The sequence below is a fragment of the Sporosarcina sp. SAFN-015 genome (assembly GCF_059415085.1).
In genome coordinates this window covers 89,877-103,892 of the sequence record NZ_JBPFDR010000007.1, presented here as the reverse complement: position 1 = coordinate 103,892, position 14,016 = coordinate 89,877, and the positions used below count along the sequence as shown (strand labels likewise).

14 protein-coding genes are annotated in these 14,016 nt (G+C 43.0%); 6 read left to right on the top strand and 8 right to left on the bottom strand.

Annotated features, from left to right (window positions below; genetic code table 11):
* Window positions 1-43 precede the first annotated feature (43 nt).
* From guaD to ACR65H_RS13225, 3 genes are all read left to right on the top strand, one after another.
* Window positions 44-1,414: a guanine deaminase gene (guaD, locus tag ACR65H_RS13235; protein ID WP_440500841.1), complete on the top strand. Its 1,371-nt coding sequence runs from the start codon at window positions 44-46 to the stop codon at window positions 1,412-1,414.
* A gap of 106 nt (window positions 1,415-1,520) precedes the next feature.
* A complete protein-coding gene (locus tag ACR65H_RS13230; protein ID WP_440500840.1) occupies window positions 1,521-2,075 on the top strand; it encodes an MEDS domain-containing protein in 555 nt (184 codons plus the stop codon).
* Window positions 2,076-2,158: 83 nt separating this feature from the next.
* Window positions 2,159-3,406, top strand: coding sequence for a hypothetical protein (locus ACR65H_RS13225; protein WP_440500838.1), 1,248 nt, complete (start codon window positions 2,159-2,161; stop codon window positions 3,404-3,406).
* A gap of 48 nt (window positions 3,407-3,454) precedes the next feature.
* On the opposite strand, the gene ACR65H_RS13220 is transcribed toward ACR65H_RS13225, so the two are convergent.
* The 6 genes from ACR65H_RS13220 to ACR65H_RS13195 form a co-directional block, all read right to left on the bottom strand.
* Entirely contained in the window at window positions 3,455-4,678 is a 1,224-nt protein-coding gene (locus ACR65H_RS13220; protein WP_440500837.1) for a stalk domain-containing protein, read from the bottom strand.
* A 180-nt stretch (window positions 4,679-4,858) separates the two neighbouring features.
* A complete protein-coding gene (locus tag ACR65H_RS13215) occupies window positions 4,859-5,236 on the bottom strand; it encodes an SET domain-containing protein (RefSeq protein WP_440500836.1) in 378 nt (125 codons plus the stop codon).
* A gap of 75 nt (window positions 5,237-5,311) precedes the next feature.
* Window positions 5,312-5,749 (bottom strand): hypothetical protein, encoded by a 438-nt coding sequence (locus tag ACR65H_RS13210; RefSeq protein WP_440500834.1) that lies wholly within the window; start codon window positions 5,747-5,749, stop codon window positions 5,312-5,314.
* Between the two features lie 15 nt (window positions 5,750-5,764).
* On the bottom strand, window positions 5,765-6,220 hold the full coding sequence (locus ACR65H_RS13205; protein WP_440500833.1) for a GNAT family N-acetyltransferase: 456 nt from the start codon (window positions 6,218-6,220) through the stop codon (window positions 5,765-5,767).
* Window positions 6,221-6,451: 231 nt separating this feature from the next.
* Window positions 6,452-7,417, bottom strand: a complete 966-nt coding sequence (gene uvsE, locus ACR65H_RS13200; RefSeq protein ID WP_440500989.1) for a UV DNA damage repair endonuclease UvsE — start codon at window positions 7,415-7,417, stop codon at window positions 6,452-6,454.
* A gap of 181 nt (window positions 7,418-7,598) precedes the next feature.
* Entirely contained in the window at window positions 7,599-8,372 is a 774-nt protein-coding gene (locus ACR65H_RS13195; protein WP_440500831.1) for an APH(3') family aminoglycoside O-phosphotransferase, read from the bottom strand.
* A gap of 183 nt (window positions 8,373-8,555) precedes the next feature.
* On the opposite strand from ACR65H_RS13195, the gene ACR65H_RS13190 reads away from it, so the two are divergent.
* The 3 genes from ACR65H_RS13190 to ACR65H_RS13180 all read left to right on the top strand — a co-directional run bounded on the left by ACR65H_RS13190 (window position 8,556) and on the right by ACR65H_RS13180 (window position 10,827).
* Complete coding sequence (locus ACR65H_RS13190; protein ID WP_440500829.1) at window positions 8,556-9,332, top strand: YheC/YheD family protein; 777 nt, start codon at window positions 8,556-8,558, stop codon at window positions 9,330-9,332.
* Window positions 9,333-9,555: 223 nt separating this feature from the next.
* Window positions 9,556-10,446, top strand: a complete 891-nt coding sequence (locus ACR65H_RS13185) for a DMT family transporter (RefSeq protein WP_440500828.1) — start codon at window positions 9,556-9,558, stop codon at window positions 10,444-10,446.
* Between the two features lie 123 nt (window positions 10,447-10,569).
* Window positions 10,570-10,827 (top strand): hexameric tyrosine-coordinated heme protein, encoded by a 258-nt coding sequence (locus ACR65H_RS13180; RefSeq protein ID WP_440500827.1) that lies wholly within the window; start codon window positions 10,570-10,572, stop codon window positions 10,825-10,827.
* 48 nt (window positions 10,828-10,875) lie between these two features.
* On the opposite strand, the gene ACR65H_RS13175 is transcribed toward ACR65H_RS13180, so the two are convergent.
* Both ACR65H_RS13175 and ACR65H_RS13170 read right to left on the bottom strand, forming a co-directional pair.
* Window positions 10,876-12,276 (bottom strand): S-layer homology domain-containing protein, encoded by a 1,401-nt coding sequence (locus ACR65H_RS13175; protein ID WP_440500826.1) that lies wholly within the window; start codon window positions 12,274-12,276, stop codon window positions 10,876-10,878.
* A gap of 70 nt (window positions 12,277-12,346) precedes the next feature.
* A complete protein-coding gene (locus ACR65H_RS13170; protein ID WP_440500824.1) occupies window positions 12,347-13,834 on the bottom strand; it encodes an S-layer homology domain-containing protein in 1,488 nt (495 codons plus the stop codon).
* Window positions 13,835-14,016 lie beyond the last annotated feature (182 nt).

Below are 14,016 nucleotides of genomic sequence, written 5' to 3'. Positions count from 1 at the left end.
ATATATTTTAATAAGCAAAGTACATAACAAAAGGAGCCCACCTATGAACAGATTTACAAAAGTATTCCAAGGCACCGCTTTTACTAGCAACTCACCGCAAGAGGTCAACGTTTTACATGACTGTCTCTTTTGTATTAATGACAAAGGTGAAATTGCGAAGGTTTTACATCCTGAAGATGCAGCTTACAATGAAGTTATCCATGACTATGAAAACACAAATGCTTTCCATCGGCTCGAAGAAGGTATGTACTTCCTCCCCGGTTTCGTCGACCTCCATATCCATGCGCCGCAATGGATCCAATCAGGTACTGCACTCGATATACCATTGAATGATTGGTTGAACACTTACACGTTTCCAACGGAGGCAAAGTTTGCGGATGCAAATTTTGCTAGAATAGTGTATGAAGATGTTGTGGAAACGTTGCTAGCAAACGGTACGACAACAGCCCTTTATTTTGCAACGATCCACAAAGAAGCGAGCATCGTCTTAGCAGACATTTGTGCGAAGAAAGGACAGCGTGGACTTGTCGGGAAAGTCGTTATGGACGATCCTGAACAGACGCCCTCTTTTTATCGTGATTCCGATACAAAAACAGCTCTTGCTGAAACGGAAGAATTCATATTAGCTGTAAAAGAGATAGGGAAGCAAGCCAAACAAGGCGTCTATCCCGTCGTCACTCCTAGGTTCATTCCAAGTTGTACGGATGAAGCACTACGTGGATTAGGCGAGCTGGCAGCCAAATATGATACCCATATCCAATCCCATTGCAGTGAGAGCGACTGGGCACATGGCTACGTCAGGGAGCGCTTCGGCAAAAACGATGCACAAGCGCTTGATGATTTCGGTTTACTACAAGAAAAGACCGTTATGGCTCACTCCAACTTCCTGACGGATGAAGATGCCGAACTATTCGCCGAAACAGGTAGTGCCATCGCGCATTGCCCAATTTCCAATGCGTATTTTGCAAATAGTGTTCTCCCAGTAGCCCGATTCATGTCGATGGGCATTGACATCGGACTAGGCTCTGATATTTCAGGCGGTTTCTCGCCAAGCTTATACGACAATACAAGGCAAGCGGTCATATCTTCACGAATGTTGGAAGATGGCGTAGACACTAGTCTATCAGCAGAACAACGTGGTGTTCCTAACTCCCGCATTACAATTAATGAAGCTTTCTACCTCGCAACTGCTGGCGGCGGTGAGAGCCTTAGCCTTCCGGTCGGGCGCTTGCAAGAAGGATTTGCTTGGGATGTACAAGTCATTGACACGAGAACGGCAAATGCACGTCTACCGCTTTACGATGCAAATGAAAGCAAAATGGACATTTTTGAGAAAATCATCTATTTAACGCGCCCCGAAAATATTCGGGAAGTATGGGTCCAAGGTGAATTGGTTCATACCCGTTCCTCATGATTAGCTGCACGTTGCAAATTGTGCAGGCACCCTGCTAAATTACCTCTAGTTGGTTTTGTGAAATATAAGTATAATTGAACTATCGAATAATGATAGGGGTCATGGAATGATTACTTTGAATCAGCTTCTATTAGAGAAGAGAGACTTACATTTATTATATTTGTACAATGATGAAAAGGAGTATTTCCGCCAGGTTTTGACGTTTATCGAAGAAGGGATAGCTGCTGGAGAACAGGTGATAATCGTAGAAAATGATAAAATCACCGCTGGACTTCTCCGGGACCTTAATCGCCGTCATTCCGCCTCGGATTTGGATGTCGTCCATTTCGTCAACAGCCTATACTTCTACAGGTCAAGCGGCAGTTACAGCCCCCCTGCAATTATCGAGTTCTTTCTCGAGACGATTCAACCCTATGTCGATAAAGATGTCCTCTTCAGATCATGGGCGCATGTGGAATGGTCAAGCAATGAGGAGCCTCACCATATTGTTAAAGAGTGCGAAACCGCTTGCGAGGAAATTATTAGCGAATATGCTTTTCCACACGTTTGTGCGTACGGCAAGAAACGAATCTCTGCGGAACTTGCCGAACTATTAGTGAGCGTTCATTCCTATGTCATAGCAGAAGAGGACCTTGCGATCAGCCAACAGGATTCGCGTTAACTACCCGTGCCGGCTTGCATAAATTGTAAACAACGCCACTCCATGCCTATAATGAAACCACGTATATACAGGAGGCGAGTTGTATGGATAAACGTGTACAAGCTATTGCTGATAAGGCGAGCATGGAATTCGGTCTTGACCATTATCACCTTGGCCGATATTCATTTTACACAAAGCGCAATGGGACAGATTATGAATTAAATATGGAGTGGTTTCCAAATGATACGGAAGCCCCTATTGAGGAAGATATAAACCCGGATGGCACCGTGAGCATTGATTACAACATCCAGCAGGACCGTTTTCAAAGTGTCATTTTTACAAGGGGGACAACCTTTTCAACGGTCCGTCCTTTTACAAAAAAGACGATCGAAGAAGCAGCCGCTTGGTTGGAAAGACAAACGGGCCTCGTATACGAGCAGGATTTCTTTGCAGAGCAAGCAAGTGATAACGGATTCCAGTTCACATCCCGCGTGGACGGCATCCGGCTTTCCCCGAGCTTCCAATTGAATGTAGAGTTTGACGATGACGGGAAGCTTCTTGTCTTCTCCGCTTATGGCGATGCACCGGACCTAAAGCTTGTCGAAAAGCAGGAATTCAAGCTGACCCTTGAAGAAATCGAGCCGACCGTCAAGAAGCATCTCACGCTTGTCAACATTCCTTCTGAAGCGGAGGAGAAATTCGTGCCGGTCTATGCAATCGATGAAGTGTATGTCACAGCGGACGGGAAACGCTGCATCCCATTCTTATCAGATGAACGGATGGCCAAAGTGGATCATCTCATGGAGTGGGACGAACCGTTAAGAGGAAGCATCGAACGTCAATTCATTAACTTTGCGGAAGATGTGACCGCGGACGAAGCTTTCCATAACGATAGACAGGATAACTACGAACTGACGAATGAACAAATAGTTGCGTGCATTGCACTTGTCCATGATGCACTGCGGATGGAGTACCCAGACGATAGCGGCAAATGGAGATTGAAAGAGCTTCGCATAGCCCATTCATATATTGAGGCTTTCTGTTATACAAACAAAGCCGAAAACACACTTTTCCGGCCAAAACTCGCCCTCATTATCGACAGGGAAACAATGAAAGTCATCAATATGATCGACAATGAAGCGATGTTCGACGTATTCAATTCATTCACCCCAGCGCCGGAGCCGCGCATCGATCATGAAACAGCCTTCGAAAAGATGGTTCCGTACATCACGTTGGACCCTGTCTATGTGTATGATGCGGAGCTGAAAAAATACATCTTATGCGGGCTGCTCGACTCTGAACTAGCTATCGATGCTGTCACTGGCGAAGTAGTAGAACTTCGGGATTTATAGGAGATAGGTCAAAAAAAAAACAGCCTCCACTGGCTGTTTTTCTATTTTCTATTTAACATAGTAATTCCTCAACCCGATCTGGATATCATCCACGTCGGAATCATGAATGAAGAACAGGGATTTAAGAACCTTACCATCACTGCCTTTCATTGTAATCGTATTATTTTGAATCGTATACGTTCCTTTCTCGTCTTTACCGGTATGGCTCGTATGTGTAGAAGGATTACTATTTGCCGCCAAGCTCCCGATGCTCACACCTGAAAGCTCGAACGTTCCATCCTTTCGAAGAGTTAATTTATACGTCCACGAGTTTGCGGCCGGCGTAATGCCAATCAAGCCCGAATACCCCATATATTTGTACGTATTATTGAACTTCGTTCCTTTAGGCACAGTCTGCACCTTATCCAACGTGATCCCATTTATGACGAGAAAACCGCTATCCGATTTTTTAATCGAAAGGGATTTCCCGTTGCTTAACTTCAACTGTCCTTTACTGATCGAGTAGTTGAGACATTCTTCCTTTTTACAATTAATCGTCTCTGGACCTCCATTTGCAGGCACGCCGATAAATACTTTTTTATTCGGCAAGAATGTATACATATCCCAACACATGCCGCCACATTCATACCCGCCGAAATCACTCCGGAACCCTGCATACATCCCGCTTAATTTATTCAAATCGACAGGCGTCTTTGGTTTTTTCTTTATTTTCGCTTGGGCATCTTCTTTTTTCTTGGCAGCTTCATCCTTCGCTTTTTTGTCCATATACTCTTTGATTAAACTATCAAGCTCTACCATATCAATATTGCTTTCCTTAATGAATTTCCGGGTCAGCAATGAAACTTCGGCGTTATACGGGTCCCAGTACACCACAGTCCCTGTCGCATCACCTACAAATTGAAGAGGCACTTGCAAAGCTCCGTCGATATTTTCAGCCGCAGCTTCAAGTGCAACCGTCTTGCCATTTACTGTCGCCGTCTTTTCTCCGACAATTAACATAATTGTCTTCTCGCTATCTTTCATAGTAAGCAACTGTTGCTTCGGCTCCCAACTAACCTTCATTCCTAATGACTCAAATACTGCCCGTACTGGTACGAACGTTGTCCCATCCTTGACCTTAGCAGGTGTTTTCGTTTCCAGCTCTTTCGTATTCAAAAAGATTTTAATAATAGAATCTGAAGAGCTTGCCGATGCTTTCAATTGTTGCGCACCTAACCCAATGACCAATATTGCTGCAAAGCAAATAATGAAGCGGAAAATCCGTACAGCCAATTATAGTCTCCTCTCTGATTGAACATTGAATATGTAGTATATGTGTACTCGGGAGATTTGATAGTTATGAACGTCCACCACGAATCGGGGCGGGAGGAATGCCATTGAGGGAATAAAAAAAACACAAGAATACGTTCATTCCTGCGTTCACAAAGTGGTTCTTATTTAATTTCATCCTTCTTACTCCTGATCAAACCAAAGTAATTCTTTATCATCCACGTCACCGTTATAATTAATCAAAATCTCTTCACCGGCTTTTATATCTGTAAACGCATAGAAATCAAACGTATGCTTTTCAAAACTGATTTCATACGTAGCGTTGGGCTTATAAGAATGGTTGAAAAGCATCCCGTAGCCAAGCAAGATCGCGGAATGATTAACGCCATATTCAAAAGCGTAATCAGATAATAGCGTTTGCTCGATATGCGGATGTTGGTCATTCGGGTATGCAATGACAGGAGCTTCATGCACCATCGTTCCTTTGAGAATATCACACGTCGCAAATACGCCTCTGTTGAATTCACCGTCACTGAGTGAAGATGTTTTTATTTCAATCATGCTGTCCACCTACTCACTTAAAAAATTTACTTTCTAACTATAACACTAATTGACGCCGTGAGTGGTTTTAATTACTTACTGAAATCGAAGCAACCAATTGAACAGATTCCCAGTAAGGAATAAAATGAGCATGATCGAGGCGCCAGTCAGGAACAAATATTTGAGACGCAAGCTATATAGACCTTTCGTTTCTGCGCTAGAATTGCTATGCTCGAACCAACGTTGTTGCCTACATTCCTCGCAAAAGAATCGAAAATGATGTTGTCGTATTTGTTTGGAGACCAGCCCTTTTTGTACGGTGATAGCCTTCTCACGCTGAAAAGTGAAATGGAACTTCCAATTCGTTTCCGAGAACTTGATGTGCTTCTCGTGCGGACATTCGATCGACTGGAATTTATAATAAAGTTCGTCATACCAATCTTGGCTCACTAGTTCCTTCTTGTAGTGCTTGACACTAACAATGACTGTTGCGGTTAGCAGGATCACAACGAAACCAAGCAAAATAAATATCATGGTAAGTTGCCTCCTTTAGGAATTACCTTTGTATTCCATAATCTGTTCGCCTTTCGAATCATATTCACCGATAAACACAAATCCCAGCCTCTCGTACAATCGGATAGCATCTGTATTCTCAGGATAAACACTTAAGTATATAGGCTGCTCTCCATATTCATCTACTACTCTTTTCATTAACAACTCCATGAAATGACGGCCGTATCCTTTGCCTTGAAAGTTCTCATCTATCATCATCCGGTCGATCCACAAATTGCCGCCACCTTTGCCATCTCCCAAATAACCGTACATTGCAAATCCGACCGGCACGTCATCGACATATAATCCAACCGGTCGAAATTCCTTCCATTGCTCTGCATCCATCAAACATTCCTCTATCGTCTCGATGAATTGCCTTTGACCTTCAGCAACGTGCAATGATAAGATCTCTTTCTTTTTGTCATCAGTCACCTTGCGTATTTCCCATTTCACACTTACCGTCCCTTTCTGAAAGCACTGTTTGTTACTACATTACCATAATTATCTTTCAGAACAATTGCGTAAATTGTGTCGGTGCCTGTGCAAGATGCATTTATGACAATTCATTGAAAATAATAAAAATGCAATAGAAAACCCATTAAACATGATCGTCTTTAGGTCTCCTATTGCATTTATACAATTGTAGTGCATTATCTGAATTGTGTCTTGCACAGGCACCTGTTTTTATTTCAAATAAAATGTCGAGCTATCGATCATTTCTACATCTTTTCTTTCCTTAATTTGTTCGACTAACGTAAACAGAGCTACGTCCTTTTGTTTCGCCTCAATCATACAATCAATCTGCGGGACTGAACCTTTGATTTCATGTAGAAATGTGAAAAACATATCCACATCAACAGTATCCGCATGGTGACGGAATTTATCTTCGCTTTTCGGACTGGAAATATGCATTTTGATTGGAAGTGAAGAGGCTTTCCACGTCTGTACGACACGGTCCCAGTCGTTTTCCCAGTTTGGGTTTCGGTGGAATGCCAGATGGTGATGGTAATCAAATACGAGAGGAATCTCCAATTTCTCGCAAAGATAAAGCGTGTCTTCAAGCGTGAAGGATGTATCGTCGTTTTCCAGCATAATCATCTTTTGAATTGGCAGTGGAATTTCACTCCAATTTTCAACAAAACGCTCCAACGATTTTGCCGTGTCTTTGTAGTTGCCGCCGACGTGTAGAACACATCGATGGGTCGGATTTATTTTCATCCCGCTTAATAGCAAATGATGCATCTTTAAGTTGTTTACTGAATTGATGAGTACGTCCTTTTTCGGGGAATTCAATACGACAAAATGGTCTGGATGAAAATCAACCCTCATCTGATGCTCTTCGATAAAGTTACCAAGCTCAGAAAGCTTCCCTTTCAAAGGCTTCATATAATCCCAACCCGCAAGCTCATCATGGGTGGCTGAAGGAATCAGTCTTGAGGAGAAGCGATAGAAATGGATGTCATTAAAGAGATTATGCTTCAGTAGTCTAAATGTGTTTTCCAGATTCTCCAATGCAATCCGTTCCAATTTACGGATAGCCGCTTCACGGTCCTCTTGTTTTTGGAACTGTGCAAATGTCATCGTTTTAGACGGTGATGCATTTGTAAGCTCCATACTCATCGCCACATATCCCAGTCGTACAATCGTCATGTTCCACCTCGTCTCTTCCGTCAATGAATACCTAAACGGATGTCCGTTCAAGATAGTCTCTTCCCTACTTGGACAAATATACGACGCTCTTTGTCAACACGGAAAATGGCGAACAAAAAACACCAACTCTTTAACGACTTTACGGTCGAAAGGTTAGTGTGAATAAACAGCAAAACTCTTATTAAAAAAACTCATCCATTAGTTGATAGTAGTCAACCTTAGTTTCATCCAAACCAGCCATCCCGTAGCCTTGGAGAAAGAAACACACATATTCTTTGCCGAAATTACTGGAGATGCTTCGTATCGCCAAAGCCAAATCTTGATAGTTGTCAGCTACTCCTGCCCTACCCCAATCAATGTAGCCGCTCACTCTTTTATTTTCCACAATGACATTCGGCAAACAAAAGTCACCATGCGTAAAAACGAGCTCCTCATGTAATGGCCTTTTCGTGATGAGCTCTTTAAAAAGGTCTCTAGTCTTCCTCCCTTTTCGCACCTTATCAAAATCATCTTCATCGACCAATCCTTGATTCACCCTATTTTTCGCCTCTTCAATCTTCACACCCAGACTTTGATCAAAAGGGCAATCGTCGATAGGGACGCGATGAATTGTTTTAAGCCCAGCACCTAACGACGTCAAAATCGCAGGCAATGCTCCTTGATGTGATGAATCCGATGCATTAACGCCTTTCACTTCAGACATTAACAAATATTCATTCGCTTCGTCTTCGCCATAGAAAATCACGCGTGGCACAGGCAGCTTTCCTTCCAACCACTCCAATTTCTCTTTTTCTGCAAATAGCCGTTCAACAAAGTTTTTCCGTTGCATTTTTAAGTAGCGATTCGAGTGGGAGCCTCTCAACAAAAAGGTCATCGCCTCCGAATGTCCGATTGTAATCGGTTCCCAAGAGAACCCATCTGTCAATTCCGCTAAACTTGAAGGAACATCTATCAAATGAATCACAGCCTTTTCGCAATCTATTTATAGTTTCCACATTACTCGACAGGTACCCTAGATAGCAACCTTCACTTTCCACATCACCTTTCCCAAAAATCCAGCTACCTTCATTCCGCGTGCATAAAATAGGAATAGACATCCGTTTTAACAACGGCTACATATAGGGAGGTACTATTGCACATGAAAAGAACATTGGGGAAATGGGAGCAACATGTATTATTACAGCAAGACCCATTTGTCGCAGAGCATATTCCTGAAACGACCGTTTACAGTAAAGACAATTTGGATGACTTATTGAACCGTTATCCGTCTGTCTTCGTGAAACATAATACGACAGGCCAAGGCAGAGCAATCTTCAAGATCCGCAAAAACGACGGTGGGAAATACTATGTAAATGGATTTACCATTCAAGGAACGCCTGTCCGAAAATCCATGTCGAACGCCAATGAAATTCAGGAGCTCCTTCATCCATTTATTAAATTCGGGAGAGAAAGCGGCCTGTATATTATTCAAGAAGATATTCAAAGCTTCACTGAAAATGGACAGCCTTGTTCGATACGAGTTCATATCCAAAAACTAAATGGCGCATGGGTCATCGGCGGGATGTATGGGACGACTGCAATGGAACATGTGTCGGAAAGCGGGATTGTGAATCTCCATAGGGGCGCTAGGGTGATGACTGTCTCCGAAGTTTTGTCCCAGACGAAAGTCAGAAATCAAAAGAAGACAGTTAATAAGTTAGAAGATATTGCACTGGCAGCCGCAAAAGTCATCTATTCCGTTCTGCCTAATAGAGAATATGGAATGGACTTCGGTGTGAATCAAGAAGGTACACCTATTTTATTCGAAGTGAATACGACACCAGGCATCGGCGGATTTGCGCAAATTGAGAATAAAGCCATTTGGAAACGGATTGTTGCCTTGCGAAAAATGCAGAGCGAGTTAGATAAAACGTAATAGTGAAAGTGATACAAAAAGGTTTTATTCGACAAATACACGCAACTCTTTTCAAAAAGTGTCGGTATTTCCCGGGTAATAGTATCTTTTGTCGGACATCTACAAATTCCTGTTGAAGGTTTCGAAATATTGGAGGAATTATTACAAAGTCCATTGTTATTTAGTATAATGAATGCACCAATATATGCAGCGATTTATGCATAAAGAGCCGAAGGAGTAGACGATGTCATCTAAAATTCAGTTTTTACTAGCTATGGTTATCTTCGGGACAATTGGTGTATTTGTAAGATACATTGATTTATCCTCAAGCGAAATAGCTTTAGTACGTGGTTTTATCGGCAGTTTGTTTTTAACGGCAGTCCTTATCATAATGAAGAAGAAAATTCCATGGACCATGGTAAAAGTAAATGCTGTAGTAATCGTACTTTCGAGTATTGCATTAAGTGGAAATTGGATTTTCTTTTTCGAAGCAATCAAGCATACAACACTTTCCAATGCAACATTAACCTACTATTTTGCACCAGTTATTGTCTTGATTCTTTCCCCACTTTTACTTAAGGAAAAATTATCAGCGAAGAAAATTATCTGCATCGGTGTCGCCATGCTAGGCATGCTTTTCATTGTCGGGAATGGCCGTGTCAGTACATCTGGATTGAATGATCTAATCGGCATCGGGTATGGACTTCTGGCAGCTGTATTCTACGCTTCCTTAATGATCCTGAATAAATTCATCAAGAACATGGATGGCTTAGAAAAGACAGTACTTCAACTTGGAACTGCGACAGTCCTTCTAGTGCCATATGTTTTCTTCACGGAAGGATTCGGGATTTTGGAAGTATCGAGTGCTTCCATTCCATTTATACTGATTTTAGGGATTGGACACACCGGGGTTGGATTTTTGTTATTCTTCTCTGGTATGCAAAAGTTAAAAGGACAAAGCATGGCTGCACTAAGCTATGCAGACCCCATCACCTCATTAGTCATATCAGTTATGATCTTGCAAGAACAAACGACATTCGTTCAACTACTTGGTGGGGCATTGCTTTTAGGTTCAACATTTGTAAGCGAAAATAAGTCAATCACATTACGGAAAAGGTTAAAACCGGTTTCATAATACAATCACTAGAAATATATGAAGCCCCTTTTTAGGGGTTTTATTTCTTTTTGAAGAAGTGACACCCACCGGGTTACCTATGCATATGTATAGCGATAGCAACTACCCTGGGAGGTGCACTGCATGGCAAAAGCTGAACTGCAAACGCTGCTTACACAAACGCCAGAAGAAGGGTTTGCATTAGCAATAAAGCTTGCGCAAAAAGGGGTTGAAGTCACACAGCCTTCAGAAGATACTAGAAAACTATTGCGTCCTGTTTATTCGAGAGATCCGGATAGCTTAATAGCAGTATCACAAGTGATCGCTATTCATTATCAAACAATTGCAGCTGCAAACAACTACTGGAGAACCTGGACACCACAGTATTGGCAAAACTACTAGTAGAAGGGCACGCAAAAAGCAGACATGCTCGGCATGTCTGCTTCCTGTTCATTTTTTCAACGAATGCTTTTTCCCGTTCACATCAACAATTTCCACGGTTGCCGCTGTCAGTTTCATATCCTTCGCTTGGATACTCGATAGTTTTTTCGTTTTCCCGTCCAGCAAGCTGTATGCAAACACACCTTTTTTATTGAAATAAAACATCGTGCTCGGGTCGAATTTGACGGACTTGTTATTTTGCGTAATGTTAGTTGAAAATCTTGTGGACCCATCAAGCCGTTCGAAAATGACGCGTGCATCGAACTCTATCACTTTTACTGGTTCCATTTTGTCTGGACTATAGTGGTAAAGGATTAGTGTCTGGTCTATATTTACGGATTCGTCGAAGATCGGATTGTAATCGAAATACCGTACGTTTTTTTCTATAGTATAATAGTAGTCATGTCCATAGACGTTGAAATTCCGCATACTCATTGCATGATCCGCATCGATTCCCATGTCCATATACTTCGTATTATTTACTACTTCATTTTTATTCGTCTGAAATACACCATACGCATATGGATAATCGGCCACTTGAGATACAGCGGCCCAGTATGGAACGTATATCATGTTGTTTTGGAGGATGATCGGAAACCCTGTTTCCAGGTGGACGTCAAAAAGTCCATCTTGTGTCGGGAAATCCTGTTCCGTCAGCAGTACAGTTTCCTCTTTCGTCTTTTTATTAATCTTTACGAGCTTTTCGCCCTTGATCGTATACTGGAACCCGTCCTCTTCTACGACAATCCCCTTCTGGCTGACATAGGAAAACGGGGTAGGCAACTTCATCTTGTCGTCAATCGCTCGTGCAAGGAAAGAAGAAAACTGGGCGCGCGTAACCGGATTTCCTGGTTTGAACGTACCGTCCTGGTAGCCGCCTGCTATCCGATTCAGTGCCGCGCTGTTAATATCCCCGAATGCCCAGTGTGCCGGCGAGACATCTCTAAACATCGGTTTCTGTTCCAATGGAAGGTCGAATGCCCGGCGTAGAATCGCAGCCATTTGGGCACGCGTCGTCTGTTCTGCCGGTCGCATATAGCCGTTTTCCCCACGCAGGATTCCCTTTTCATTAATGGTCGCAAGCGTCTGATAGTGAGTCGACTGTTTCGACACATCCTTGAAAGTGACAGTCGGGTTTTTCGCCAATGGAATATCAAGCGCCTTTAGGAGCATGGAGGAAGCTTGTGCACGGGTGATTGGTTCATTCGGCCTGAATGTCCCATCCGGATAGCCCCCGATAATCCCCTTTTTGTATAGGAACATGATGTCCCACGAAGCACCATTGCCCTTCTGCATATCCTTGAACGGAATCGGATCGTTGTACGGCGGATATTCTGTCTCTGCGTCAACCGTTGATGTTACTGAAAAGAAAAGGAATAAAGTTAGAAAAGAAATGAAGATTTTTTTCAATTTCGTACACCTCTTTCTATTGATATGCTTGCGCATTCGTCATCCCTGCAGTCATACCACTCACATTCAATCACATATGCGTGTCGATTTCTTCATAGATCTGGACATTGATAATAGGTCCCAATGTCTGGACATGCACGCCGATTCCAAGTAAATCAGTCTTGTTATGGTCTGGAAGTTTAATATTGAAGGAACCTTTTTTCTTACCGACGGCATGGAATACATTGGTTCCCGCATCTCTTGTGACAGTGGCAATCTGTTCAGCATCTTTCGGTAAGACATGCTTTCCAATATCATATGTTGCGCCTAGATCCACTGACGCAGTCGGCCTTTCCTCCAATGTCCGAATGCTGTAATAAAAATGCGGTGTAAGGCTTACCGCTTCGATGCCGTACCGTACTTCTTCTCCATCCTCGAATCGGACCGTGGCAATATATCGACCCGGCTCATCAATACCAAAGCGGATATTATAGTACTTGCCCTCACTATCAGTTGCATCAGATTCCCGGCAATCGGAAGGACTGAAAGAGATACACTTCCTGAACGCCACATTGTCAGACAGTTCCTTTCCGTCCATCGTGGCAAGGGATATGTTTTGGACCTGTTTTTTACCCCTTACATCAAGGATAGCCGGCGTTGTGAGGAAATCTTGCGTCTCTTCTAATGTCAGCTTTAACTTGCCGTCCACTTCTTTGACGTGCGCATAATACTTGCGATAGTATTTTTTATCAGGATTTCCCGAATACACTAATGCGACTTGGAATGTACCTTCCCCCTCTTTCAGCGGGACTAAGTGGATCTTGTCTGCAGTGCTGCCCATTGGTTTATCACTTCCTACAACCGCATGGTACAAGCCGGTATCCTCATGGTTGGAATCAAACATTTTAAACTCTTCCCAACCGAAATCACTTGCCCGTACGGTTACAATTTGCGACTTCGCTTCTTCGGTCGCTTTCAACATTTTGGCTGCTTGCCCCCTTGTGATGGGCGAGTTCGGGCTGAATGTTTCCGGAGTCGTTCCTCCCGTGATGCCAAGTCTGTAGATGGATATAATGCTCGGATCGTGACCCGTTCCCCGTTTCACATCTACGAATGGACTTTTATATGACGTGAAGTCATAACGAGGCAAATCAAAAGCTTTCACAATTATCGAAGCCATCTGTGCACGGGTGATCGGATCGTTCGGACCATAACGTCCATCACCATAACCGCTAATGATGCTTTTTTCTGCAAGCGCTGCAATCGCTTTGTAATAGCCATTCGCTGTCGAGACATCTTTAAACCCTGGATTCTTCACGTTCGAAGTGTCCAAGTCGGTCATTTTGGCGATGATAGCAGCTGCCTGCCCTCTCGTAATGGAGTTCCCCGGTTTAAAAGTGCCGTCCGGATAGCCCCCAATAATTTTGCGTTCTGCTAGATCATTAACCGCTTCAGCAAAATGTTTTGATGAGGGTACATCTGAAAATCGCTCTTCCGTGCTAGCAGCAATTGTGCCGGATAAAGGCAGACTGCAAGCAAGCAGCAACGCCCCTAATCCAATAAATATCTTCTTCCTCACTTTCAATCTCCCTTTCTACTTTACAGAATTATTGAGGTGGCTGCGCATGCATTGCACAGGCACCGTGAAAAGGTACCGTGAAACCAGATTAGCGCGTCCTATATATTAAACGGTTGGTTGACGGTTATTTTAGGGAGGTTGCCAACCTGGTTTCTATAAATGATGATATCGGGGGTCCCATC

Coding starts and splice junctions, on each gene's coding strand:
- guaD (WP_440500841.1), top strand. CDS start 44: ATGAACAGATTTACAAAAGTATTCCAAGGCACCGCTTTTACTAGCAAC.
- ACR65H_RS13230 (WP_440500840.1), top strand. CDS start 1,521: ATGATTACTTTGAATCAGCTTCTATTAGAGAAGAGAGACTTACATTTA.
- ACR65H_RS13225 (WP_440500838.1), top strand. CDS start 2,159: ATGGATAAACGTGTACAAGCTATTGCTGATAAGGCGAGCATGGAATTC.
- ACR65H_RS13215 (WP_440500836.1), bottom strand. CDS start 5,236: ATGATTGAAATAAAAACATCTTCACTCAGTGACGGTGAATTCAACAGA.
- ACR65H_RS13210 (WP_440500834.1), bottom strand. CDS start 5,749: ATGATATTTATTTTGCTTGGTTTCGTTGTGATCCTGCTAACCGCAACA.
- uvsE (WP_440500989.1), bottom strand. CDS start 7,417: ATGACGATTGTACGACTGGGATATGTGGCGATGAGTATGGAGCTTACA.
- ACR65H_RS13190 (WP_440500829.1), top strand. CDS start 8,556: ATGAAAAGAACATTGGGGAAATGGGAGCAACATGTATTATTACAGCAA.
- ACR65H_RS13185 (WP_440500828.1), top strand. CDS start 9,556: ATGTCATCTAAAATTCAGTTTTTACTAGCTATGGTTATCTTCGGGACA.
- ACR65H_RS13180 (WP_440500827.1), top strand. CDS start 10,570: ATGGCAAAAGCTGAACTGCAAACGCTGCTTACACAAACGCCAGAAGAA.